Below are 26,383 nucleotides of genomic sequence, written 5' to 3' on the forward strand. Positions count from 1 at the left end.
GATCATTTCCAGCCATCGGCAGTGATGACTGGCTGATCACGCCAAAACGCCTGCCGTGAACGCACCATCGCGACTTCATCCAGCAGTTCGTGTAATGGCGGGAAATTAAAATCGCGTTCCAGCAGCGTCGGAATCACCCCATGGGTCTGATAAGTGGCATCGAGTAAGCCCCAGACCTCTTTCTTGACGGCCATACCATGGGTGTCAACCAGCAAATCGTCCGCCTCGGCAAAATGACCGGCGATATGCAGATAACGAATACGCTCCGTTGGCATTGCACGAATATAAGCCAGTGCATCACCGCCATGATTAACACAGTTGACGTAGATATTGTTTACGTCCAGCAACAGGTCACAATCGGCCTTTTCCAGCACCTGATTAACAAATTCCGGCTCAGACATTACCTTGCCCGGTTCCAGATAACTGGAGACATTTTCGATAATCAGTCGCTGACCGAGAATATCTTGCACCCGCATAATCCGCTCCGCGACATAATCGGCCGCCGCAGGCGTAAACGGGATGGGCATCAGGTCGTACAAATGGCCGTCATCGCTGCAATAGCTCAGGTGCTCACTGTAGGCCTTGATATTGTATTGACGCAGAAACTGACCCACCTGCCGCACCAACGCTTCGTCCAGCGGTGCCGGGCTGCCGATTGACAGCGACAGTCCATGACATAAAAAATCGTAACGTTCCGTCAGCTCACGGAACTGGCGGCCGTAACGGCCACCAATCCCGATCCAGTTTTCCGGGGCAACTTCCATAAAATCAATCGCCGCATCCGGGCTGGCCAGCAGTTCTGGCAGCAGGCCCCGTCGCAAACCAAGACCGGCACCGGATACGGGAAATGGAAGAGTATGATCAGGCATAGCATCAGCGCCCCAGCAACAATGGCCGGTGTCGTAATGACTATTTATTCGCGCCACACTTGGCTTCACCACACTTACCTTCGGTGGCTGATTTCATATCTGAATGCATGTCGTCGGCCATGGCGGCTTTTTTGTTGTCACCACATTTGCCTTCACCGCACTTACCTTCGGTGGCTGATTTCATATCCGAGTGCATATCGTCGGCCATGGCGGCTTTTTTGTTGTCGCCACATTTGCCTTCACCGCACTTGCCTTCGGTCGCTGATTTCATATCCGAATGCATGTCGTCGGCCATGGCGGCTTTTTTGTTATCGCCACATTTGCCTTCGCCACACTTACCTTCTGCATCTTTGCCGGCCAACTGGTAACCTGCTGCCAGCTCGGTTGAAACAAACGGGTTGTCAACGGCCGCCGCAATGGGCGCTTGCGCCATCGTTGCCAGAAAAGTCGCACCTAAAACAGCAGACATGGATTTGATAGACGTTTTCATGCGTAAGTACCTTTTTATGTATGGTTGACGTGAATCGTCTGAACCCGGTCAGGATTCATTCAGTGGCCAATGATTGGCCTACTGATGACTCTGTCGTCGGTCTGCAAGGTTTCTTACAGCGTGGGATAATATTTTTTAAAAAACACGCGACATGCGGTGTTGTCGGACTTGAAAAGGACTCGTCATTCTCTGGTCAAACGCCTTGCCTGACGGATTTTTCGTAACCGCTCCATTAATCCCATCTAAAACCCGCTCCGCCACCTGCGTATCTTGATTCTGCTTTAGGATCCATCTATTTAATCAGTTCTTGATACACTTCCACACACGACTTCGGATAACAACGGTCACACGGTATGCAGCCAGGATTCTTCGACTTTGATGACCTGAACGACAAACTGGATCAGCACAACGACCCACTCACCAAAATCAATAAACTCGTCGACTGGGCTACCTTCCGGCCTGCGCTCAGCAAGATTCGCATGCCACGCTCATCCAACAAGGGCCGTCCTCGTTCAGACACCCTGCTCATGTTCAAAATGATTTTCCTGCGCCACTACTACAACCTGTCGCTCAAGCAGGTCGAGTATCAGGTGCTGGATCGCCTGTCGTTTCGGCGTTTTCTGGGCTTGTCGCTGGAAGATCCGGTACCCGATGCCAATACCGTCTGGAAATATGAAGAGTTACTCGTCCAGAAAAACCTCACCGATGAACTGTTTTACAGCTTGCTTTCGCAAATCGAAGCCCACGGTTATCGGCCTCAAGGCGGTCAAATTGTCGATGCCACCCTGGTTGAAGCACCCAAGCGAAAAACCGAAGAGCAGCAGGAAAAAGCCCGCAAAGCACAAGAAAAGTCAGACGGAGATGACGATGACCCGACACCGCCTGCCTCTTCAGAACGCACTCCGGCCCAGCAGCGCCAGGCCAGTCGTGATGCAGCCTGGACGAAGAAACATGGCAAGAGCTACTTCGGCTATAAAAATCACACCAGCGTCGATAAACAGCACAAACTCATTCGCAGCTACGAAGCGACTGCGGCCAATAAACACGATGGGCACCAGCTCGAAGCCCTGATCGATGGCGACAACAGCAGCGCGGATGTCTGGGCAGATAGCGCTTATCGAAGCGCAGAAAATGAAAGCATGTTGAAAGACCGGGGCTACCGCTCCCACATCCACCGCAAGAAACCCCGAGGTAAAGACATGCCTGAACGTAGCAAGCTGGCGAATCAAAAACGCTCTCAGGTTCGGGCACGTGTCGAACATGTTTATGCGGACATGAAACGCGACGGCAAAAAGTTCATGCTGCGCTGCATCGGCCAGGCCAGAGCGGAACTGAGAATCGGCTTGATGAACATGGTGTACAACGCTCGTCGCTGGAGCTTTTTATCCCGTGTGGGATAGGTGCGTCTGAATGACGCAATTTGGGCTGGAAATAGTCCAAATCTCTACTGAGTTGACCGGAAATGGGCCGGATAGAGCAGCACTAGGATATTCCGAAGTCATTGATGTGAATGATTTGCGGCAACGGTGGCTTTACGCGACTAAATAGATCTCCCCTATAGACGGGTGCAGCGTGTATTTGCGTGAAGTAGCCAAGGAAGCGTTAAGCCTGAATCCCGCAGCGGTAATCTTTACCTATAATCATCCGTCCGGTATCAGTGAACCGAGCCAAGCAGATATTCGCATTACAGAACGACTAAAGGAAGCCCTCACCTTGTTTGATGTGCGGGTACTGGATCATCTGATTGTATCCGTAGAAGACTGTGTGAGCTTTGCAGAGAGAGGAATGCTATAGGCTTGATGAAGGCAGGATTTTCATGCCTTTTTCGGGCGCAAGGATGTCAGCTAAGCAGCTTCTTCAATTTTTGGCCAACTCTTACTTGAGTTGGCCGAGAAGACCAAAAAATTAAGATAATTCGATGCGTAACGTCTTGCCTACAGCACGAGCTGCATTATCAAGTGTATGCAGCGTAACGGAGGTGTTGGCAGGATCAAGCAGACGATCTAAAGCAGAACGGCTGGTATCCATCAACTCTGCCATTTTGGTTTTAGAGATATGCTCAACTTCCATTTTCTGGGTGATCTCCCATGCAATCACCCGCTTGATCGCCACGGTGCTTACCCCTGCGAGTTCGCCCGTTTCTTCAAGCAGATCATCAAGGGATGACCCGATAAATTGATTTTGTTTAGCCATGATCTACCTCTCTTTTACGTTTCTTTGCCAGTTCAAGATCTGGCTTAGGTGTCTTTTGCGATTTCTTAATGAATCCATGCAGCAACACCATCTTTCCACCATGAAAGCAGAACAATACCCGTGAAATACGTCCGTCATCAAGATTCGTCCTGACCTCATATAGCCCGTCTTTCATTGGACGGCATACGGGCATCCCAATCGGCCAGCCAAATTCGACTGTCTGAATATCAGCACCGATTGCCTTCCGGTCATCCTTAGATAGCCCCAATAACCAGTCCCGCACTGGCTCATTGCCACTCTCAGACCGGTAGAAGACAGCAGGTACTTTCTTTCTGCTGCCGCCAGTCATACATAAACGTACCAAAAATGGTACATTCTGCCAAGATCATTCTTGTGTCGGGTCATTCCACCCAGTCCTTACCTTGGTACACAGTTAGACGCTTTATAGTTGTGGATACCCCAATTTCCCCCTCCCTGTATGTCAACCTAAGCCTGAGCCAGTGGATTTTAAGATAACATCTAAATCAGGGCGCTCAGGAGAATGACCATGCCAAAACCTGCTACCACTGCTAATCCCAAAGTTGAACCCAGTCCCGCACTGGAAAAGCGGGTGCGCAGAGCCTTCAGTACCGAATACAAGTTATCCATCATCCAGCAAGCCGAGGCCTGCCAGCATGGTGAGTTAGGGGAACTACTGCGCCGTGAAAAATTGTATTCCAATCAACTGTCTCAATGGCGTCCCAGTTCGAGCGTCAGCTTGTCGTTCAGTGTATTGCTGTTCACCAGCGCTCGATCTTTAGCCGCCAGCGTGGCCATCAGCTCTGCGGTCAAGACGCGGAGCTGGTTGGCGGAGAGCTGGTTGAGATCAGGCTGCTGGGTCATGGCAATAGTATGCCAACCCTGTGTCCGGCTCGGAATTCACCCTTCGGGTTATGGTCACCAGCAGCAGAATATGATTACAACACTGAGATGATCCCAGCCTCACCAATACGTTGCCATGGTAGGCCCTGGGCCAGGGCAACCAACTGCTCGTCTGTCAGGTTCACTCGGTCACCGCGCCAGGCTTCGGCCCAGTGGAACTTGCCCCGATTTAGGCGCCTGGCACACAACCAGATCCCCAGGCCATCGTGGATCAATACCTTCATCCGGTTGCCGCGCTTGTTGGCAAACAGATACGCACAGTGTGGTCTGGCAGCACTGAAGACCTCCCTGTATGTCAACCTAAGCCTGAGCCAGTGGATTTTAAGATAACATCTAAATCAGGGCGCTCAGGAGAATCACCATGCCAAAACCTGCTACCACTGCTAATCCCAAAGTTGAACCCAGTCCCGCACTGGAAAAGCGGGTGCGCAGAGCCTTCAGTACCGAATACAAGTTATCCATCATCCAGCAAGCCGAGGCCTGCCAGCATGGTGAGTTAGGGGAACTGCTGCGCCGTGAAAAATTGTATTCCAATCAACTGTCTCAATGGCGTCGGGAACGGGCTGAACAAGGGCTGGAGGGTCTGAAAAAATCCGCCCCAGGTCCCGCGCCGAAGAAGACCGCTGAGCAAAAACGTATCGAACAGCTCGAAAAAGAGAACGAGCGGCTACGCAAGCAGATCGAGATTCAGAATGGCTGCCTGACGCTCCAAAAAAAAGCCTTGGATCTGCTGGACATGCTCGACGAGGACGCGTCATGAATCAGTTGCTGCAGGCACCATTACCCTCCGGTATTTCTGAACGCCTTGCTTGTCACGTGCTGGATATTTGTCGTAATACCTTTCGTGCCATACGCGCCCGTTATCATTTTTGCGGGCCGGTGAACCCACACCGACGAAAGCGCAAGGATACCCAACAGCCACGGGCCCTGAGTGTCGAAGAGCGTACTCAGGCAAAAGCGGTATTGAGCAGCACTGAGTATCAGGATCAACCACCGGCGCAGGTGTATTACAGCCTGCTGCAACAAGGCACCTACCTGTGCTCCATCAGCACGATGCACCGACTGCTGCGAGTCGATGGACTCAACGGCGAACGCCGTCTTCAGCGTCCGCGCCAGTCGCATGCCATTCCACGGCTGAAGGCGACCGCGCCCAATCAAGTCTGGACCTGGGACATTGCCAAGCTGCCGACCAGGAAGCGCGGTGAATACCTGTCCTTGTACGTGGTCATGGATCTGTTCAGCCGTTACATTGTGGCCTGGATGCTGTCACGCAAGGAAAACAGTGCGCTGTCCAGCCAGCTGATCATGGAAGCGCATGAACGTTATGACATACAACCCGGTACGCTCACGCTGCATCAGGATCGTGGCACCCCCATGACCGCCCACTGCTATCTGGATTTGCTGGGTGAGTTGACGATGACGGCCAGTCATAGCCGCCCCCGAGTGAGCAACGACAACGCGATGAGTGAAGCACAGTTCAAGACCCTGAAATATCAGCCGGACTACCCGGGCCGCTTCGACAGCTACGACCATGCGGTACATTGGAATGAGGACTATGTCCGCTGGTACAACCATGATCACCACCATAGCAGCCTGGCCGGTTTTACGCCCCATCAGGTGTTTAGCGGGGAATACCTTGAAATCGCTCACCTCCGGCAAGCGGCACTGGACGAGATGTACGCTCAGCACCCGGAGCGCTTCAGTAAAGGTCGTCCAAACGTACCGCTACCACCGGCCGAAGTCTGCATCAATCCGGTGCCAGAGGATGCTGATCAGGAGACAATCGAAAAAGGCGTGAACTTCCCAACGTTGCCACGGGCGATTACAAAAGCAATGTAATGTTTAAAAAACTGGCTCAAATGACGTTGACACGTTCCGCCTGGATAACACGTGCCAAGGCCGTATCCGGACCGGCGCGCATATCCAGCGGTTCGGTGGCGAGCCAGATCTCATCGATGCGGATCACCGCAACAGATCGCGTAACAAGGCCGCGCACTGATGCGCCTCGTCGGCAGGCCACTCCACGACAACAGCGCCACCGACATGGGGTATCTCGATACGGATACTGTTGCGCGGGTTACCGTGTGCAGTAGTTGGCGGGGCTGGCAGGTTAACCGGAACGAACGCCGGCACTGAAGTAAGCGGGTTATCGGTTCGTCGCGACTCACTGATCCAGCGTCGCACCAGATTGGCGTTGAGACCATTATCCAGGGCAATGCGTGCTACGGACGCACCCGGTTCATGGCAGGTGGCGACGATGCTGGCCTTGAAGTCTGGGGAATAGCGACGGCGTTTTTGGTAAGGCTTGGTTACGCTTACAGTGCTCATATTAAGTGTCCACTAGAAAATAGGTGGACACTATCCTGACGTCAGCTGCGCCGGGCTCAAGATGAGATTACCGGTCGCTTACACTTTACTTTTTGATGCACTCACTTATTGGCACCCAATAAAGAACGCTAAGATTAACGTCTATACCGATATTACTTACAAGGAAACTACAACGAACGGAATGAACATTTCCCTGTTACTTTTATTATTAATGGCACCGAAAACGAAACTGCCAACATACGGATTAGGAAAACCCACATATCGTGATAGCTGAATTATGTGGAATTATTGAATTACACAAACAGCTATTTTGTTAATACAAAAACCTTAAAGAGCCTTATAACGCTTTGCTCACCGGTAAATTAGGAGCACAGCGAGTAATTTATCCGTGTGCAGCAACTTGTTATACGGCACGTGAATATGTCGCCATTTGTCAGCAACTGGATAGGAGCGACACAAACTACAAATAATATATTCTTCGTATTTGATTTAGGCCTTTGGTTTTTCGGTAAACATCGGCCACAATATTTTTAGCTAAGCTACATCTTCTCTTAGGAGATAACCAGTAATTGAATATTGCTTAACCAGGAAATCCAGAACCACCATTGACTGAGCCCGTAAATTTGGTGTTCGTCTAACTTTGTCATGATTTTTGAATAGATATCTTCTCATATATCTTTCCAAGAAAAATAGCGTATTTCCTGATTTATCTTGTGATAAGTCGATATCAAAGGTCTTTATTGCATGACTGATCCAATAAATACCATCATCTAAAAACTCACTTCCTATGCCACATAGGAGTTTACAGATGCTATATATAAAAGATGATTCACCACCTATCTTACAGCTTAAATCACTAAAAAACGCTCTATTCTGCGGTGAAAATGTATGCCATGTCATTGCTTCATCCTTCCAAGGGATTCTTCCAAATAAAAAGGTTTCGATTATACGCTCTTTATCATGTCGCCAACCTTGGCTATTTATTGAATCAACGATATGGTCTTTAAATCGGTTCCAAACATACCAAAATGAATCCGGCATATTCAATGAGTCTTCAGCGCTAACAAATTCATTTAACATATCTGCCACACCTTCACTCAAGGTGAAATTATCTGTAAAATTTTTAAGATATTTATCTTTCTCGCCATTACTTAGATGAAGGATAAAGCGGGCATAGTGCTTTGAAAATTCATGTCTGAAAGCATAATCAAGACGTTCTTCTCTATCACATGAAAGCAATTGCTGTGAAATTATCTTAATAATCTCCTCAACAAAGGGCGCTGATTTCTTGTGTTCGCCATCTAATGGTGCCAGCTGAAAAGCAGTTATCAATATGTCGTTATCTATGCTTTCAATATTGTCAACTGTGGATTCCGTGATGGTTTCATCTTCGATACTCTTTACTACACTCTCTAATTCTTTCAATAACTCCCGTTCAAAGTCAGTGTTATCAATTTGATATTTGTGCTGATTAGATGCCTCTTGTCTTAAACGATCCCGAACGTCTCTATGTTTTTGAGCAATTACCAAATACCCAATGTACAGCGACTTCATGAACTCTGGTTCATTCTTCCATAAGTGCTGTACAGCTTGAATGACTACTGAATTTATCCTGTCCACTCCCATCATCGTTATTGGATCATGCCTCATTAGTGCTTTGATTAATAGCAACTTGATAGTTAGTTTTTCTTCCGGAAAATCTTCTATCAATCTTGGGAGTACAAATAACCCAGGAACAAGGCCATCGCCGATCTGGTGCATGTAATCATCATTGTTAACAATATTTGCGTATTCAAATATGACTTCCTTGCAAAATTCCAGCTCGGTTTTACCTAACTTTCCTTTAAAGTCCCGCAATAGCACGGCGCATACATACGATGGCGTAGCTCGATCAAACTGTAATTCCTCCGTCACGTTGCCTTCTGAAAGTTGATTCCATATTTCTTTTGCCTCACTCAAAGCAGTCAATGGATCATTTTCATAAGACTCATATTTTTTGTAGTCATCTCTATTATAGAGTCTACTATCGGCCCAAATCTTTAAACCGGAATGTGTAAAATGCTTGCTCGCTTCTCGCTGAGACCTTTCACTATATTCTCTAAGCTCTGGATCAATTTCCGGATTGAACTCAATTGTTATGCCATCTTCAACTTCTTTGGTTTCAAGCGACATTTTCCTTTTGTCCATACGGGCTAAATATAGACGCCAAGTTTTATCGCGATGATTTTCTAGTTCTTTCTCTGGTAAGTTTTTGTAGTGAATATCCCAAATTTCCCAAATTTCTCGAAGCCTTTTCTCAGATTCTTCTTCGCTCACTTCTTCTGTCCTAAAAAACTGATACTGAAGCGCTATATTTTCTAGTGAATTTTTTCGATGTTTTTGATCGCACGCACTTATCCTTTCATTCTCATGAAGCTCATTCATCCGGTTGATGCTAAAATTTTTGAGCGAAGTAAGTTGAGTTTTATGTGTTTGATCCAACATCATTCTAGATGTGTCATAGAAGAAAAATTCTTTTGTCCTGAATAGAGTTTTGGCTACATTAAATGTTTTCTCGTGAAAAGCACATACTATGCTTGCAACAACAGCCACGAGCGCAGAAGATTCAGATCTTGTTAGGATATAATTTAGATAAAATTCAAGTGTTTCAGATTTGGTGTTTTTTCCTCTCTCAAGAAAGAAGCGTTCTAGAGACATTAATATTGATTCAAGTAAATCAGGGTTTACCTGTGTTCCTCGGTACATGCACCAAAGACGATTTGAAATAGGTAGATCAATTTTCTTCCCATCATCTAGTAATAGCGTTGCTGTTTCAACCTGGCTCTTATCAAGGCTGGATTCTGCATATTTTTTTGAAGCATAATTAATTAGGTCGGCAATGAAATTTAATGTTAATTCTAAATTGGTTTGCAGCAGGGCGTATATGGGTGTTTGATAAGCACTGGCGGGATAATAGTCTTGATGTCCATTCTCAACACCAAATTCATGATCTATCTCTAGTCTTGAGCCATAAAAATAATCGTCGTTTTCTGGTGGTTCATACACCCAAAGGCATTTGGCTAGAGCGATCACTTTTTCCGGAATTTCCATAGCGACATTAAAGCATTCCATTTTTGTTAAAATGAATTCACTCATTAGATGATATGGATCGTTATGTCGCTTCCAATTTTTTAGAATAATTTCATCAATGATAACTTCAAGTTCACTTTTAATTTCACCTACCCCATACAAAATGGTGAGGATTAACTCCTTGGAAAAACCATCATCTCTAATATAGACGTTGTTTTCGATTACCGATTTGTAAAACGATAATGCAATTAGGCTGGAATATTTAGTTGCGTCGCCAGACTTGTTGTGGCTGTTCCAGTCGTAGAGGGCGGGCAATACAAAATTGAGATTATTAACACTTATCTTTTCGAGATTGTCATTGATGAACTTGATAAGCGACTTCCACCCGTTTCCTTTCGGCTTGGTTATTACATATTCCATTGATAAAATATCTGGCGTTCTCACTCCAAGTCTATCAAAAAAGCTATTATCTATCTCTTTGCATCCTATTCGTATCAACAAGCATATCCGTTTAAGAAGCCTAAAGTCGTCTTCTAGTAGCAAATCTTTATTAATCTTAAAAAAGTAATCAGAATAGTCGGATAGAAGCATAGAAACTAACACTTCATCCTTCCACAAATTGGATATATTGCGAGACGATAAGGTTTCTACGATAAGATGACTAACGTCTTCATTGTTCGAACTAAGTTTCTCCGATAGCCATCGCCTGAAAACGCGTCTTATGGGCAAAGACTGTTGTATTCTGTTAAAAAATATTTCTGCATTTTCTGAGGATAAAAAATTACTCTCAACGAATTTATCGAGCGCCCATTCTTCATATATATCATGAGTAATAAAATATCCGCGAGTAGACTCATAACTAATTATTCCATCGGAAACCAATGCCTTTTCTGCTGTTTCATTTGAGTAGCTATCATCTGGAATAACGAAAAATTTTCCTGAATTAGCTCTTTCTTCAGCAAGATGTATGAAAAAACGTTCTCGTTGAGGGGATCTTTTTGCAATGACTCTTGGCCATAGAGACTCTTTGAACTCAAAGTAGCTTGCACCCTTGTTGTCCTGATAACGCCTTAAATACTCCCTGAGATAAAATGGAGTCAATATGAGCGCTTTGAGCTTTTTATCATCAGGAATGACAAAATTATGCTTTTGAGCAAGTTCGAATAATGTATCTTCATTTAGGTTCTCAAGATGTACCTGCTTAAAGCTAATTTTGTACACTTCATATAGCTGAAAAATCAAATCATCTAGGTAGGTATTTCTCGTGGTGAACCACACCCTCCATCCGGCTTTGATTAAGCTGGTTAGGTACTCTTTAATAGGATCAGTATTTTCTAGAGCAATTAAGTGTTCCGCAGAATCAATGACAACTGTTTTATTGTTAGCTCCTTCATGTGCTTCAATAAAATCCTTTAAAAAAACACCCGACAAGAACTCATTCAAGTTGCTAACAGAAAATTCCGTCGCCTTATGGGCATAAAAGGTATCATTTCCCCCTTTATTGCCATAAAGCTCTTTTATTAAAGCTGTTTTTCCTGTGCCGCCTTCGCCACTTATAATTAAAGCGCTAGTATCTGACTTTTCAATTTCAGATATAATATTAGAGCGATTGATTGAAACATCTTCGTCGCCAAAGGTTATAGCAGTTTCAATATCATCCAGAATTGCACCTGTATGAGACTCAAACGACTCCAAAAGCCCAAATAAATTATCAGATTGAGTGAAGAAGTACGAAGTGATCCGGCTACAATCATCGACAACAAACAGCGATTCGAAAAAGCTACAGCATCTCCATTCAATTTCTAAGTTGTTTGCCTTTGCCTTTTGTTCTGCTTCTATTTTTCCTTGTGGTTCTTTTCCTTTGTTTTGCCCCCACTCTGAATTTGTGTAAAAAATTATTTTATTTAAATCGGGGTAGTCACGTTTCGCTTTTGTAATCGTATCTAGTATGTCATTTTTGTGGCCAGATAATGCGGCGTCATAAAATTTAGCTTGCCAACCAACATTAACTCCATTTGAGGATATCGGATTAGTTTCTATTGCCGATTGGTTTTTATAGCGAAAAATGCCAGTTTTCACGCTAAATTCATTGCAAAAAAGGAGATAACACATCCACTCAAAAGCATTTTGTGGATTTGCTGAAAACTTTGCTTTAAATATATTCCAATCAGTTTTAATCAATTTCATTTTCTCTTTTAATGAGTTTTAACTGATATTGAATCGATATCATCTGCAAGATTATTAGGGGCTTTCGGAAGGCAATATAATCTCGCTTTGGTTCAAAATCAGATGCTCGTGCTGTGCCGTATAACAGTTTATTAGTGCGCATGCGCGGTTTCTGGGCAAGTCGGTTCCTGGGAAATCACCGTAACTACTTGAATAATAGGAAGTAAAATCCATTTCCAGATCAGTCCATTCTGTGAAAGCGAGCATGCGCATTAACTCCTTTGTGCCTTGCGCATTAATCTGTAAACCTGCGCAACAAATTTCCGTGTATCAATGCCTTAACGATAACAACGTCCGGGAAAGCGCGCAAGGCTTCTGAAAAAGCGCGCATTGATTTGGGCAAACTTTCAATTATACTGGATATGCATACACATCAGATCAAGGAGTGATCAATGACTTCCAGCCCCTTTCTCAATGACATTCGCCGCTTTATGCGCACCCGCGGCTACAGCCTGCGAACCGGTAGTTTTCAACCCAGTTGTCCAAAATACTGCGTTTAAGCAGCACATTTATTCCGTTCAATCTCCTGACAGGCCGTGGCAAATAATTGAGAACGCCCCCTGGTCAATATTTCCAGCTCCCGCAATCCCTGATTAGCGGGTCAACTCCTGCCAGCGTTTATCGAGCCGTTTTAGCGAGACTGCTTCCTGGGTTCCTAGCGGCTGGGCAAACAGCGACACCCGGAACTCTTCCAGCAACCAGCGAAAATCCGTCCACTCCGACGGCTCATCCAGCGCCATGCCATCGGTAAATTTCACAAAGGGTTCGTACACCGAGGCGTACTCCGTCATGCCGAGACGATCACGGGGCAAGTTACCTTGCAGCTTGTCGATACGATATTCCATGGCCTTGAGATAACGATGGAAGCACTTCAGCCGGTCCCAGCTGGCATCAAGCATGAATCCGGGTTTCAGCAAGCGTTCCAGATTAACCTTGATGTCGCTGTAGGCCATGGCTCGATCGAGGCTGACGGCCCCGCTCATGCTTTTAAGTACCTTGTGACGCAAGGCCATCCACTCGATGAATTGCAGCAGTAATTGCTCGCCATGCTCAACCAGCATTGCCCGTCGCAAGACACGTTGCTGAAATTCGTCTTCTTTATAGGGCAGCGGCTCATCCAGTGGTACAAACACCTGCTGGAAAGCGGCCTCCACCAGCTCATGAGTGAGCGATTGTTGCGTCCCCATCCCCTTGGCTTGCAACCAGCGGCTACTCATTTTTTTCTGAATACTGTTTTTTAACAGCCGCTCCTGTTCGCTCAACGATTTACGGAACAGCGCCACCAGCCCACGGCGATGGCTGCGTCTGGCGGTTTCAGCATCCGCTTCGACGGTCAGCTGCAACTGCTCGTTTTCGATTTTCAGACAAGGAAACGCCCGCACCTGCAGACCATTCACCTCAGTCTGGGTCGCCTCGGGCAAGTCACCAAAGTCCCAACGCTGAACGTTATCCCGTTGCAGCTCGTGTTTCACCATGGTCTGCATCTGACTTTTACTGAGTTCACTCAGATCAGACTTTAATGCCTCCAGATCGCGACTCTGAGCCATCAGCTTGCCATCATCCAGCACCTGGATATTGATCAGCATATGAGGTGGTAACTCGATACCGCGCAAATCCTCGACTTCGATGCGAGGACGCGCAATCCGATTCAGATACGCTGCCAGCAAGGAATACAAACTGCCTTTGGTCACATGCGCTGTTTGCAGGAATTCCTCTACGGTATTGGGCACCGGCACAAACAGCTTGCGAACGGCTTTCGGCAACCCCTTGATGATCAGTGCAATTTTTTCAGCAACAAAACCGGGCACCAGCCATTCCACTTGAGCAGATGGAACTTGCTGCAACATCGCCACGGGCACACTTAACGACACGCCGTCATCCACTGTGCCGGGAGCAAACTTGTAACTCAGTGGAAATTGCAGCCCTTGCCATTCCAGCTCGGCGGGGAAATCCGTGTCAGTGATCCCTGCGGCGGCATCACTCAGCAGCAATTCGCGGGTCAGTTTGAGGGCATTTTGCTGCTCGGCAGTGGCCGTGCTGTACCAGCGCTCCAAATGTCGGGTCGTGACAATCTCTACGGGCAAACGCGCCTGGTAAAAATCAATCAGGAAGTTGTCATCAATCACCAGATCACGCCGACGGGATTTTTCTTCGTACTCTGTGACCTCCGCAATCAGGTCGATGTTGTGCGGTAAAAAGTCGGCGCGGGTCTTTATTTTTTGTCCAACCAGACCTTCCAGAATCAATATTTCCCAGGCTTCGCGCGGATGGCTGAGCGCGTAGTTCACACGCTTGCGCGGATTGACGATCAGGCCGTATAACATACTTTGCTCATACGCCACCACTTGACCGCGTTTTTCGTGCCAGTGCGGCTCAAAGTACTGGTATTTGAGCAGTGGCTGGCCAATTTCCTCAATCCAGGGCGGTTCAATCTTGGCGACGGTGCGGGCAAACAACTTGCTGGTTTCCACCAGCTCTGCCGCCATCATCCATTTCGGTTTTTTCTTGTGCTGGCTTGACGCCGGAAAAACAAACAGCTTGCGATTACGGGCACCCAGATATTCCTGTCCTTCACCCTTGAAGCCAATCTGGCTCAGCATGCCCGCCAGCAACGACTTGTGCAGCGACTCGTAACTGGCCACCTGGGTGTTTGCCGTCAGGCCCAGATCCTTGCACAACAGGTGCAGCTGACGATGGGTATCACGCCACTCGCGCATACGCATGTAATTGAGAAAATGTTTGCTGCACCACTTGCGAATCTGGTTTTGGGTCAACTCCTGACGTTGCTCTTCATAAGCATTCCAGAGGTTCACCAATGCGACAAAATCCGAGTCTTCATCTTGCCAGAGACGATGCTTTTCATCGGCCTGCTGTTGTTTGTCCTGCGGGCGTTCGCGAGGGTCTTGCACGGTTAACGCCGCTGCAATAATCAACACCTCACTGAGAGCACCCTGCCTCTCCGCCTCCAGCATCATTCTGGACAATCGGGGATCGGTCGGCAAACGCCCCATCTGACGCCCCAACGGGGTCAGTTTTTGTTGTTTATCAACCGCTTCCAGCTCTTGCAGCAGCGTGAAACCATCGTTAATAAACCGCTCGTCCGGCGGATCAACAAATGGAAAATCTTGCAACCGACCCAGACCCAGGTGCAGCATTTGCAGAATCACCGCCGCCAGGTTGGTACGGCGGATTTCCGGATCGGTAAATTCATCGCGACCGAGGAAATCACTCTCTTCGTACAAGCGAATACAAATGCCCGGAGAGGTGCGGCCACAACGCCCGGCACGCTGATTGGCGCTGGCCTGAGAAATAGCCTCAACCGGCAAGCGCTGTACCTTGCTTTTGTAACTGTAGCGACTGATCCGCGCCACCCCGGAATCGACCACGTAGCGAATACCCGGCACCGTCAACGACGTTTCGGCAACATTGGTCGCCAACACCACCCGCCGACCACCATGAGGCTTAAAAATCCGTTGCTGATCCGAACCACTTAAACGGGCATACAACGGCAGAATATCGGTTGCAGGCAAGCTGGCACGGCGCAGGTATTCCGCACATTCGCGGATCTCCCGTTCACCGGGCAAAAATACCAGCACGTCGCCGGGAATACCGCCTTTTTTGTCTTCATTACGTAGTTCGGCCAACGCATCGTTTACCCCTTCAAACAGGGTGCGATCTTCTTCATCTTCCGTTTCTCTAACGAGTGCTCGGTAGCGGGTTTCAACCGGATAGGTTCGACCAGACACCTGTATCACCGGAGCGTTGTCGAAGTGGGCAGAAAACCGCTCGACGTCAATGGTCGCCGAGGTAATGACCAGTTTCAGATCCGGTCGTTTGGGCAACATGTTTTTCAGATAGCCCATCAAAAAGTCGATGTTCAGACTGCGCTCGTGGGCTTCGTCAATGATGATGACATCGTATTCATTGAGAAAACGGTCATGCTGGGTTTGCGCCAGCAAGATACCATCGGTCATCAACTTGATACGGGTTCGGTCACTGCTCTGATCGGTAAAGCGAATCTGAAAGCCCACCAGTGAACCCAGTTCGGTGTGCAGCTCGTCGGCAATACGCTGGGCCACCGAGCGGGCCGCCAGCCGTCGTGGCTGGGTATGGCCAATACGGCCATAACGACCGAGACCGGCCTCCAGGCAGATTTTGGGTAACTGAGTGGTTTTGCCCGATCCGGTTTCACCGGCAATCACCACCACCTGATGGTTTTTGATGGCCGCCAGAATCTCGTCTTTCCGTTCCGATACCGGCAAATCCGGGTAGCTCAAGCGCACACTGTCACTGCGCTGTGCCACCAGCTGTTGGCTGGTTTCAATGCCCGCCAGCAGTTTGGTCAGCGCCGCGTCGAGCGGTTGCGGTTGCTGCCGCCGCTGACTGGCCAGCAGCTCTTTCAACTGACGCCGCAAACGGGAGCGATCCCGGATCAGACAATGATCAATCGCCTGGTGCAAGGCCCGCTGATCGATGGTGACAGGCGTTGATTCGGCGATCACAGTGTGATCGGAGGTGTGGTCTGAAGAGTGGTCGGAAGACAAAAGCGATCCTGAAAACAACGAAGATGGGGGAAATCGAGTGGCTATTATACGACGTGTCAGCGCCACTGGGCAGATGGCACGAGTGGCAATGACCAGCAAGTGACCCCATAGAGTCACAATATCCGCCTAGGAGTCTGTCAGAAGCGAATACCCGCTGATTAAAGGTTGCCAAAGTAATGACGCCCAAAAGCAGCAACCATCATCCCCATACAATTGATAAAGATTTGCATTTGCATATAATACATAACAAGCTCAAAACAGAGATTGACCCTCGTGCCCATTGCCACCTCATCAAGCGACATCCAGCAGCTCTACAAGCATCACAATGACTGGCTGCGGCAATGGTTTTACCGCCGTCTCAATTGCAATGAGCAGTCCGCCGACCTGGCTCACGATACTTTCTTGCGCCTGCTGCGCAAGCCCTGTTCACTGTCACTGAACGAACCCAGATCCTACCTCACCACCATAGCCAAAGGCATACTGATCAGCTGGTTTCGGCGCCGGGATATTGAACAAGCCTGGCTGGCCACTCTGGCTGAACAGCCTGCCGTATACGCACCATCACCGGAGCAACGCGAGCTGATTCTGGAAACGCTCTGCCTGGTCAGTCAAGCACTCGACAGCTTGACGCCTGACGTCAAAGCAGCGTTTTTACTGGCACAATTCGAAGGCATGAAATACCGCGACATTGCGACTCGCCTGGGGGTAGCCGAAATTACCATTAAGCGTCATATCAAACGCGCCCTGGTTGCCTGCCTGAGCGTTATGGATGACTGACATGACACACCAACCCGATCGTGATGGCCACAACCTGCCAGCATCCACTCCGACCACATCAACAGCCTATCCGGCCTTGAACCCTGCCGTTTTGGAACAGGCAGCCGAATGGTTGCTGCTCAGCTCCGATGACTGGGATCAACCGGCCAAACAGGCCTTTCAACGCTGGCTGGGCCAGCACCAGGATCATCAACGGGCCTGGCAACGGGCATTACACCTGAAAAGCATGTTGGGTAACTTGCCCGAGCAGTCCGCGCAGATTTTGCAGGCAAACCCCACACTGTCGCGTCGCCGGGCAATGTCAACCCTCGTGATGATGATGACAACCGGCGGCTTGCTTGCCTGGCAATCCGGTGTACTCAATTCATACGATTTTACCACTCGTACCAGCGAACAGCTGGATGTCACTCTGGCCGATGGCACTCGCCTGCAACTGAATACCAACACCCAGGTTGACGTCAGCCTGTCTTCAACCCGGCGTCAGATCCAACTGCAACAAGGTGAAATACTCATCAACACTGGCAAAAATGGCCTTTACCTCGAAGCGCCCTTTCATGTCAGTACCCGCGATGCCCAACTGCAAGCCTTGGGCACGCGCTTTTCGGTGCAACAGCAACAGCATCAAACCCGACTGCAAGTCTTTGAAGGCCGTGTGCGCGTCAGCGGCCATCAAGGACAAGAGTGGCAAATTGTGACGGCTGGGCAGCAGGTGCAATTCAACCAACTGGGCATCCGGCACCAGCAAGCTGCGTCGATCAGTAGCACGCTCTGGACCCAGCAGTTATTCGCGGCCGACAACCTGCCCTTGGCCGAGCTAGTGACTGAATTGCAGCGCTATTTCAGCGGCCATATTCGCCTGCACCCAACCCTTGCCAATCAGCGCGTCTCCGGTTTATTCCCGATCAACAACATCCCCGACACCTTGTCTTTACTGGCGCAATCGCACCCGCTGGAAGTCAGTAATCTGTTTGGAGTCTGGCTGACCATTCAGCCACGCTTATAAAAAAACAGTCAAACAACGGATACTTTTTATCAACTCATGCGGCATACAAGGAAAGCAGCCTCGATATAAGGTATTTCATGTTGACCCATCGCCCGCATTCCCGACCGGTATTCCCTCTCAAAGCCCTTTCCTTGGCCTTGGTGCTGACGACCGGCTTATCAGCCGCAGCACAGTCATTAGAGACCACTGCAACAAACAACCCGGCAGCGCAACAACAGTTCGACCTGCCAGCAGCGCCACTGGCGACAACATTGACACAAATTTCAGTCAGCACGGGTACCATTCTGATATTTGATCCAGCACAACTGGACGGTATCCGTCACGCCGCCGTGTCCGGGCAATATTCTGTACCAGATCTGATCGACCTGCTGATCCAAGGCACTGATCTGATGCTTTCCCGCAACAACAATGGCGCGCTGGTACTGATACCACAGCAGTCACCCGACGGGGTTTTTAACCTACCCAAGCTCAAGGTTCAGGACAGCTTCGCTCGGGAATCCGCCACTGCGCCAGTTGAGGGTTATATCGCCAACAACACCGGTTCACTGGGCCGCATGGCGACACGTCAGATGGAAACCGCCCGCTCGGTTTCCGTCGTCACCGCAGATCTGATTGCAGACCTGGCAGCGACATCGGTTGAACAGGCGGTCGGCTACACCTCCGGGGTACAGGTAGCGGCTTTCGGGCAGGACTTGCGTTTTGATCAGGTCTCTATCCGGGGTTACTCCGTCACCACCGGAGCCGATTATCGTGACGGTTTGCGTCAGCTGAATACCGGCTGGCTGGCTTACTACCGCACCGAACCCTTTGGCCTTGAACGTCTTGAGGTGGTCAAAGGCCCCGACTCCGTCAGCTATGGACAAGTGACGCCCGGCGGACTGATCAACCGGGTCAGCAAACGTCCAGGTTATGACACCGACAATACTGCAGAGCTGCAAATCGGTAGCGAACAACATCGCCAAGGACAGCTGGACATCAGTGCCGATCTCAGCGAGCAACTCAGCTACCGGCTGGTGGCACTCGCCCGTGATGCCGACTCCGATGTCACTGGCATCAATGATGACAGCCTCTATATCGCCCCGTCCCTGTTATGGCGTATTTCAGACGATACAGAGCTGACCATCCTGGCTCATCACCAGCGCTATGAAACCGCCGGTTCACCACAGTTGTATCAGGACGGTGACCAACTGACCGATTTCTGGGCCGGGGATATCGATTACGACAAACTGCATCAAACCCAGAGTGCACTGACCACCGAGTTGACCCACACCATCAACGATGTACTCAGCCTGCACCAGACGCTGACACTCGGCAGCGTCGATGCCCTCAACCGCTACGCCGATGCCTCCGGCGAAACCAGCGGCACAGTGATTGAACGTGACGCCGCCGAAATCGAAGAGACCATGAACACGCTGGCACTCGACACTCACCTCGAATGGCAATACAGCGCCGGAGCAACCAGTAACCGTCTGGCACTGGGGATCGACCACTATCGCATCAATACCGATGTCGACTATCTGATGGGTGAGGCCCCAGCCATTGATTCTGCGGCACCGGATTACCATCAGGACTTCCCGCAACGCAGCAGCATTTATCAAGAGCAACAGCGCAGCCGCCAGACCGGTATCTACCTGCAGAATCAGATGACCTGGGCAAACCACTGGCATCTGGCCGCTGGCCTCCGCCGAGATAACCTCAACACCCAGACAGAAGACATTCTCTATGGAGATGACACGCGCCAGAATGACCAGGCGACCAGCGGCAGCCTCGGTCTGATTCGTGAATTGGACAACGGCCTGGCTCCCTACATCAGTTACGCCACCTCGTTCACCGCCAATATTGGCAGCGATGCCAATGGCAACCCGTTTGAACCTGGCGAAGGCAGGCAACTGGAGGCCGGGGTCAAATACCAATCGGCCAACCAGCGTCTGTTTGCTGTTGCCAGTCTCTTTGATCTGACCGAAACCAACGTCCTGACCACGGACCTCAACAATTCTGACTTCAATGTGCAAACCGGCGAATTACGCACCCAGGGCCTGGAACTGGAAGGTAAACTCAACCTCCGCAACCTCGACCTGACCGCTTCCTATACCTATCTCGACCCGGAAGTCAGCCGCAGTAATGACGGCTACCAAGGCAATCAACCCACTGGCACCCCCAACAACATGGCCAATGCCTGGGGTAATTATCAGTTTGGCCAGTTTGAGGCAGGACTGGGAGCGCGCTGGGTGGGTATGAGTTATGCCGATGCCGCCAACAGCTGGAAAAATGACGCCTACTCGGTTGTTGATGCCCGCGCATCCTGGAAGCTGGATCAATGGTTAAGTGGTGCCACCGCTGCGCTCAACATCAGCAACCTGGCCGACAACACATACACTTTGTGTCATGACGGCTACTGCTATCGAGCTCGAGGCCGCAAGGCAGTCGCTTCCATCAAATATCGCTGGTAATCCTGCATGGTCAATGTACTGCGACCGTTTATGGTTCGTTGTCACCGGGTCATCGGACTGGCAACGGCCCTGTTTCTGTTCGTCGCCGGCGCAACCGGCGCGATCATCTCCTGGGATCATGAGCTGGATGAATGGCTCAATCCCCAATTATTTGAAACCGCCATCCCGGACAACTCGGAGCCAGGTCAACGGCTGTTTACCGCCCTTGAGTTGGCCAACCGCTACGAACAGCAGCAGCCTGCCGCCCAAGTCACCTGGCTCGATTTGCATCAGGAGCCGGGTCACAACACCCTGCTTTATGTCGAAGGAGCAGCGGATCCTGTCAGCGGTCAGCAACAGCGTCTGTCGCATAACCAGATTGCCATGAACCCTTACACTGGCACGGCACAATCCTGGCGTCACTGGGGCGATATCTCGCTGAGCCGAGAAAACCTGTTGCCGTTTTTATACAAGCTGCACTACAGCCTGCATTTGCCCGACGGCTTGGGTCTCGAACTGGGCATTTTGTTTATGGGAGTGGTCGCGGTATTCTGGGCACTCGACTGCCTGATCGCATTGGGAATCAGCTTCCCGTCGCGGCGGGTATGGCGCAAGTCCTTCCGTTTCCGCTGGCGTCAGCCGGGCCACAAACTCACGTTTGACCTGCATCGTTCCGGCGGTGTCTGGATCTGGCCATTGCTGTTGATTGTGGCGTTCAGTTCCATTTCCATGAATCTGGAATATCAGCTGGTCAGGCCACTATTGGGGCAAATATCCAGCCTGACCCCCGATGCATTCGACACCCGCTCTGCTCGCCCCATGAACGAACCCGCCAGCCCGCAACTGACACGGGAGCAAATACTCGCCATCGCCACCGACGAAGCCCGGCGTCTGGGCTGGGAGAAGCCACCTGGCGGCCTATATTATGGTGCTCTGCACAAAGTCTATGGCGTCGGTTTTTATACGCTGGAAGGCGCTCATGGAGATGGTGGACTGGGGCCAAACTGGTTACAAATCGACAGTGACAACGGTGATATCCTCGCTCGAATTGAAACCGGCAAGGGCACTGCAGCGGATATTTTTGTACAGGCCCAATACCCACTGCATTCCGGTCGTATTTTGGGTCTCACTGGCAGAATATTACTGTCTTTGTTAGGAGTAATAGTCGCTATCTTATCCCTGACGGGCATCCTGATCTGGCTCAAGCGTACCCGGCTGACAAGCCCCCGACGTGCTCAACCAGACAGGCCTTAAACCACTCCGTCCGCAAGGGCGGCCGCTGTTACCTGACGAATCCAGTCGTCCAGGTTGTAGTAGTTGCTGACGCGGGCAATTTTGCCATTCCGGATCTCAAAAAACGCCCCGGCAGGCAAGACATAACGCTGACCCTTGGCCGCGGGCAAGCCGTCATCCGTTGCCAGATATTCGCCATGTACGACAAACTCGGCAGCGGCTCGTTCTCCATCCGGGCTACTGAGAATCACGATATCCTTCAGGGTTTCGCGGTAATGGTGATTCATACGCGCCATAAAGCGGGCAAAGGCCTCACGGCCGGTTTCTCGCTCTCCCTGATTGATATCGTGAATGACATCGTCAGAGAGTAACGCCAGGAAGGCGTTCATATCGCCTTGGTTAAATGCCTGATAGTAGTTAAAAATCAATGCTTCTGTGTGGGAACGGGTCATTTGGCAGTCATTCTCATAAGTAACCGATTCAACGCAGAGTACTACGCCAGACCGCCGTCGTGATCAGGCTAGAGGTGACTAAAAAGTGTTTTTATATCAGCCAGTTTATCGGGCATGGTCGATCTGTTCACACAGCAGGCCGATTTCATCCAGCGCTCTGGGAGTCATGCGATGCAACTTGTCAGCATCCGGGTGAATGATATAACCATTTTTGACCGCCGGAATGGTACGCCAGCGCTGCCAGTTAACCGCATCGGCATCAATGCTGTTATTTCCTTGGTGGCTTGGCTGGATAATCACTTCGGGCATCGAAACAATCACCTGCTCCAGTCCGACCCCAGGGTAATCCTGATTCAGTTGGGCAAATGGATTGTCAGCCCCACAAAGTGTCAACTGTTGTTGTGGCCAGGCATTAGCCGCCACGGTGGTCAGCGGCCGCGACCAGAGTTCGTAAAACACCCGCACCGGCGTCCGCTTGGCAAAGGTGGCGCGCAGTCGCTGCAACTCCTGCTCATAAGCCAAAGCATGCTGTTCGGCACTGGCTTCGTGGCCGGTCAGACGTCCAAAGTTGCGTAATTCACTGGCGACATCGTCAAGCCGGGTGACGTCGGAATACACCACGTTCAGATGATATTGCTGCAGCCGCTCCAGATCCGCTACCGGATTACCGCTACGCCAGGCAATAATGAGGTCGGGTTTCATTTGCAGGATTTTTTCAATCTGCAAACCGGCGTAGGAGCCGACGCGGGGAATGTCATTGGCAGCGGCTGGATAATCGGCGTATTCGGTAGTGCCGATGATTTGTGCTCCCGCTCCAATGGTATAGAGTAATTCCACAATATGCGGTGCCAAGGCGATAATACGCAGCGATGCTCGGGCGTCTGCCGGGTTTGACGTTTTCTGCCCTGTTGCTGGTGCCTGTTTTGCTGATGATAGTTCGGATGCTGGTTCTGTCTGCTGTTCTGGCTCCGCGCCATGAGCAGCAGACAGAACCAGCAACAGCAGCCAACCCGCCCGATACGGTCGACTCACCAGTCCACGCCTTTACGTGCCTTGATACCAGCATCAAACGCGTGTTTGACCGGTTGCACCTCACTGACGGTATCGGCCAGCTCGATCAAGCGCGGGTGAGCATCACGCCCGGTAATCACCACGGTTTGTTCGACCGGGCGATTGGCCAGCGCCGTCAGCACCTCCTCAATATCGAGGTATTCGTAGCTGAGCATATAGGTCAGTTCGTCCAGCAACAGTACGTGAATCTCCGGGTCGGCCAGAAACACCTTACTGGCCGCCCAGGCTTCCTGAGCGGCAGCGATGTCCTTGTCCCGATCTTGGGTATCCCAGGTAAATCCGGTGCCCATCACATGAAACGGCACCCCCAGCTTTTGTAACAAATCCCGTTCGCCACAAGGCCAGGTGCCCTTGACGTATTGCACTACGGCAGTTTTCAGGTCGTATCCGAGCGCCCGGACAACCGTGCCAAAACCCGAGGTGGACTTGCCTTTGCCATTGCCGGTAATCACGATCAGGGTGCCGCGCTTTTCCTGGGCGGCCTTGACCCGTTCAGCAACAGCGGCTTGTTGTTGCTGCATTTTGGCTTTGTGTGCTGCATTTTTATCAGGTACTGGATTCACGCGACTCTCCACGGCGATCGGTTTCAGGAATGGTTTCAGGGGCGGTGACAGTGGCCGAGGTAAAGGCCAGTAATGTCGCTATATCGAGATGTTCGGCACAGGCACTGGCGATGCGATCCAGCGCCTGTTCTTGCTGTTGCTGATAGCTGTCTATCCGGTCGGTGGTGGCACCGGCCCACTGCAGTATTTGCTGCAAGGCTTGCGGGGTATCAAACACGCCGTGCAAGTAGGTGCCGACCACCTGATTGTCGTCACTATAACAGCCGTCCGGTTGACTATCCTGCAGGTAGGCAAAAGGCTGGATTCCCTGTTCATGGAGGTAACGGCTCCGCCCGGCGTGGATCTGATAACCGGTCACCGGCACGCCGCCAGTATTCTGCCCACGACCAGGCAAAGCCAATTCACCGCTGTCATTGGTCAGAGATTTATCCCGATACAGCCGGGTTTCGATGGGTAAATACCCCAGACCAACACGGCTACCCGCAACGCCTTCGACGCCGTCCGGGTCATGAATACCCTGCCCCAGCAGTTGATAGCCAGCGCAAATCCCCATCACCTTGCCACCGTAACGCAGGTGGCGGGCAATATCGCTGGCCCAGCGGCTGTTACACAACATATCCAGTTCGGCACGTACATTCTTGCTGCCCGGCAGGATAATCAAGTCGGCATCGGTCAGTGGCTGACCTGGGCCAACATAGCTGAAATCCACTTGGGGGTGTTGGCGCAGCATGTCGAAGTCGGTGTGGTTACTGATACGGGACAGCACCGGCACCTTGACCCGAAGCCGGACATCCCTGGTGTCGAGTTGCTGCTCAATCTCGATGGCATCCTCTGCTGCCGCAGCCAGATTGGTTAAATAGGGCAACACACCCAACACCGGTTTGCCGGTACGCTGCTGCAACCAGTCAAGACCAGACTGCAACAAGCCAAGATCACCGCGAAATTTATTGATCACAAAGCCCACCACCCGCTGTTGCTCGGAGGCCGACAAAAGTTCGAGTGTCCCCACCAGCTGGGCGAATACGCCACCCCGATCGATATCCGCCACAATAATCACCGGGCAATCCACCGCCTCGGCAAACCCCATATTGGCAATATCGCGGTCGCGCAAATTGATTTCCGCCGGGCTGCCCGCACCTTCAACCACAATCAGCTCATATTGCTGTTGCAAGCGTTGGTGGGAAGCCAGCACGGCAGTCATCGCGGTGGTTTTGTAATCATGGTAAGCCGCTGCTTCCATATCGGTGACGGCCTGGCCATGAATAATAACCTGGGCACCGGTATCCGAGTTGGGTTTGAGCAGCACCGGATTCATATCCACATGCGGCTGCAGACCAGCAGCTCTGGCCTGTAGCGCCTGAGCGCGACCAATTTCGCCACCATCCAGAGTCACCGCGCTGTTTAACGCCATATTTTGCGGCTTGAACGGCACCACCGCGATACCAAGATCACGAAAGCACCGGCACAATCCCGCCACCAGCAAACTTTTACCGGCATCCGAGGTAGTGCCCTGTACCATCAGGGTGCTGGGAGATTGCCAGTTATTCACCACCGTGTTGCCTTTCTGGCTGATCATTGTCAGCCGGTAACCAGCCAATACATTCCACCACCGCAGCGGCCTCCGGGTGGGCCGGAATACGGATGCGGGTACGGCTGCCGTAATGGATCGACAGCGAGGAATACCAACTGCCATCACGCCAGTCGACCGGGAGTAAATAACCGAGAATCAAACGAATAACGGCGCTATGACAAACCACCACGGTATGGCCGCCAGCGCCCTGCTTGAGCACCTGGTTCCAGCCACGAACCACCCGTTCATAGACCTGTTCAATTCGCTCTCCCCCAGGTGGTGGATTGCCTGCCGGAAACTGGCTAAAGGCTTCCAGTTCGCTCCAGCCGTCGGGGTTGTCCTCTGGCGTACCGAACAACACGTCAAACGGAATGCCATCCCAGTCGCCAAAATCGTATTCGCGTAATTCAGCAATAATCGCCAGCGTCAGCCCTTGCTGTTGCGACCAGTGCGTGGCGAAGGCCTGGCAGCGCTGCAGCGGCGAGCTGACGACACTGACCGGGGCCGAAATAGCAGCAAACGCACGTTCCAGCTGCTGCCAGCCAGCGTTACTAAGGGCAACATCGGTGCTGCCATACAGCGCTGGCTCACCCGCTACCGCTCCATGACGAACGAGATCAATGATCGTATCCCCTGTAGTCATGC

Annotated in this window: 21 protein-coding genes and 1 pseudogene; 8 read left to right on the forward strand and 14 right to left on the reverse strand. The window is 50.7% G+C overall.

Going from position 1 to position 26,383, the window contains the following annotated elements; all coding sequences use genetic code 11:
* Positions 1-2: 2 nt before the first annotated feature.
* Positions 3-869 (reverse strand): DUF692 domain-containing protein, encoded by an 867-nt coding sequence (locus SOJ49_RS11260; RefSeq protein WP_369854604.1) that lies wholly within the window; start codon positions 867-869, stop codon positions 3-5.
* 40 nt (positions 870-909) lie between these two features.
* Positions 910-1,359: a hypothetical protein gene (locus tag SOJ49_RS11265; protein WP_369854605.1), complete on the reverse strand. Its 450-nt coding sequence runs from the start codon at positions 1,357-1,359 to the stop codon at positions 910-912.
* Between the two features lie 353 nt (positions 1,360-1,712).
* On the opposite strand from SOJ49_RS11265, the gene SOJ49_RS11270 reads away from it, so the two are divergent.
* Positions 1,713-2,759 carry an IS5 family transposase gene (locus SOJ49_RS11270; protein ID WP_369854606.1) on the forward strand — a complete coding sequence of 349 codons (1,047 nt, stop codon included), beginning with the start codon at positions 1,713-1,715 and terminating at the stop codon, positions 2,757-2,759.
* Between the two features lie 157 nt (positions 2,760-2,916).
* Positions 2,917-3,153, forward strand: a pseudogene (locus SOJ49_RS11275) (JAB domain-containing protein); the annotation flags it as partial.
* 111 nt (positions 3,154-3,264) lie between these two features.
* Here the strand turns inward: SOJ49_RS11275 and SOJ49_RS11280 are convergent.
* From SOJ49_RS11280 to tnpB, 4 genes are all read right to left on the reverse strand, one after another.
* The gene (locus SOJ49_RS11280) at positions 3,265-3,552 is read right to left on the reverse strand and encodes a Fis family transcriptional regulator (RefSeq protein ID WP_369854607.1); all 288 of its coding nucleotides are present in this window, start codon (positions 3,550-3,552) and stop codon (positions 3,265-3,267) included.
* Positions 3,545-3,901, reverse strand: a complete 357-nt coding sequence (locus tag SOJ49_RS11285) for a type II toxin-antitoxin system RelE/ParE family toxin (RefSeq protein WP_369854608.1) — start codon at positions 3,899-3,901, stop codon at positions 3,545-3,547. Before SOJ49_RS11285 ends, SOJ49_RS11280 begins: the two co-directional genes overlap by 8 nt.
* A 380-nt stretch (positions 3,902-4,281) precedes the next feature.
* Positions 4,282-4,434: a hypothetical protein gene (locus SOJ49_RS11290; protein WP_369854609.1), complete on the reverse strand. Its 153-nt coding sequence runs from the start codon at positions 4,432-4,434 to the stop codon at positions 4,282-4,284.
* Positions 4,435-4,508: 74 nt separating this feature from the next.
* Entirely contained in the window at positions 4,509-4,697 is a 189-nt protein-coding gene (gene tnpB, locus SOJ49_RS11295) for an IS66 family insertion sequence element accessory protein TnpB (RefSeq protein ID WP_369854610.1), read from the reverse strand.
* Positions 4,698-4,834: 137 nt separating this feature from the next.
* On the opposite strand from tnpB, the gene SOJ49_RS11300 reads away from it, so the two are divergent.
* Positions 4,835-5,233, forward strand: coding sequence for a transposase (locus SOJ49_RS11300; RefSeq protein WP_369854611.1), 399 nt, complete (start codon positions 4,835-4,837; stop codon positions 5,231-5,233).
* On the forward strand, positions 5,170-6,312 hold the full coding sequence (locus tag SOJ49_RS11305; RefSeq protein WP_369858052.1) for an IS3 family transposase: 1,143 nt from the start codon (positions 5,170-5,172) through the stop codon (positions 6,310-6,312). The genes SOJ49_RS11300 and SOJ49_RS11305 overlap by 64 nt, the downstream gene beginning before the upstream one ends.
* 123 nt (positions 6,313-6,435) lie before the next feature.
* Here SOJ49_RS11305 and SOJ49_RS11310 read toward each other — a convergent pair whose 3' ends face one another.
* From SOJ49_RS11310 to hrpA, 3 genes are all read right to left on the reverse strand, one after another.
* Entirely contained in the window at positions 6,436-6,801 is a 366-nt protein-coding gene (locus SOJ49_RS11310) for a transposase (protein WP_369854612.1), read from the reverse strand.
* A gap of 534 nt (positions 6,802-7,335) precedes the next feature.
* On the reverse strand, positions 7,336-12,057 hold the full coding sequence (gene avs4, locus SOJ49_RS11315) for an AVAST type 4 anti-phage nuclease Avs4 (protein ID WP_369854613.1): 4,722 nt from the start codon (positions 12,055-12,057) through the stop codon (positions 7,336-7,338).
* A 632-nt stretch (positions 12,058-12,689) separates the two neighbouring features.
* Entirely contained in the window at positions 12,690-16,640 is a 3,951-nt protein-coding gene (hrpA, locus tag SOJ49_RS11320; RefSeq protein ID WP_369854614.1) for an ATP-dependent RNA helicase HrpA, read from the reverse strand.
* A 273-nt stretch (positions 16,641-16,913) separates the two neighbouring features.
* Between hrpA and SOJ49_RS11325 the strand changes: the two genes are divergently transcribed.
* The 4 genes from SOJ49_RS11325 (at position 16,914) to SOJ49_RS11340 (ending at position 22,103) form a co-directional block, all read left to right on the forward strand.
* Positions 16,914-17,417 carry a sigma-70 family RNA polymerase sigma factor gene (locus tag SOJ49_RS11325; RefSeq protein ID WP_369854615.1) on the forward strand — a complete coding sequence of 168 codons (504 nt, stop codon included), beginning with the start codon at positions 16,914-16,916 and terminating at the stop codon, positions 17,415-17,417.
* Between the two features lies 1 nt (position 17,418).
* Entirely contained in the window at positions 17,419-18,420 is a 1,002-nt protein-coding gene (locus tag SOJ49_RS11330; protein WP_369854616.1) for a FecR domain-containing protein, read from the forward strand.
* Positions 18,421-18,497: 77 nt separating this feature from the next.
* The gene (locus SOJ49_RS11335) at positions 18,498-20,870 is read left to right on the forward strand and encodes a TonB-dependent siderophore receptor (protein ID WP_369854617.1); all 2,373 of its coding nucleotides are present in this window, start codon (positions 18,498-18,500) and stop codon (positions 20,868-20,870) included.
* A gap of 6 nt (positions 20,871-20,876) precedes the next feature.
* Positions 20,877-22,103, forward strand: a complete 1,227-nt coding sequence (locus SOJ49_RS11340; protein WP_369854618.1) for a PepSY-associated TM helix domain-containing protein — start codon at positions 20,877-20,879, stop codon at positions 22,101-22,103.
* On the opposite strand, the gene SOJ49_RS11345 is transcribed toward SOJ49_RS11340, so the two are convergent.
* The 5 genes from SOJ49_RS11345 to SOJ49_RS11365 form a co-directional block, all read right to left on the reverse strand.
* Positions 22,100-22,534 carry a ketosteroid isomerase-related protein gene (locus tag SOJ49_RS11345; protein ID WP_369854619.1) on the reverse strand — a complete coding sequence of 145 codons (435 nt, stop codon included), beginning with the start codon at positions 22,532-22,534 and terminating at the stop codon, positions 22,100-22,102. The two genes, SOJ49_RS11340 and SOJ49_RS11345, sit on opposite strands and share 4 nt — an antisense overlap.
* 105 nt (positions 22,535-22,639) lie before the next feature.
* Positions 22,640-23,566: a cobalamin-binding protein gene (locus tag SOJ49_RS11350; protein ID WP_369854620.1), complete on the reverse strand. Its 927-nt coding sequence runs from the start codon at positions 23,564-23,566 to the stop codon at positions 22,640-22,642.
* Entirely contained in the window at positions 23,563-24,168 is a 606-nt protein-coding gene (gene cobO / locus SOJ49_RS11355) for a cob(I)yrinic acid a,c-diamide adenosyltransferase (RefSeq protein WP_369854621.1), read from the reverse strand. Before cobO ends, SOJ49_RS11350 begins: the two co-directional genes overlap by 4 nt.
* Positions 24,152-25,744 (reverse strand): cobyric acid synthase, encoded by a 1,593-nt coding sequence (locus tag SOJ49_RS11360; protein ID WP_369854622.1) that lies wholly within the window; start codon positions 25,742-25,744, stop codon positions 24,152-24,154. The genes cobO and SOJ49_RS11360 overlap by 17 nt, the downstream gene beginning before the upstream one ends.
* Entirely contained in the window at positions 25,710-26,381 is a 672-nt protein-coding gene (locus tag SOJ49_RS11365; RefSeq protein WP_369854623.1) for a histidine phosphatase family protein, read from the reverse strand. The genes SOJ49_RS11360 and SOJ49_RS11365 overlap by 35 nt, the downstream gene beginning before the upstream one ends.
* Positions 26,382-26,383: the final 2 nt, after the last annotated feature.

Source organism: Candidatus Thalassolituus haligoni (genome assembly GCF_041222825.1).
Classification (GTDB): domain Bacteria; phylum Pseudomonadota; class Gammaproteobacteria; order Pseudomonadales; family Oceanobacteraceae; genus Oceanobacter; species Oceanobacter antarcticus.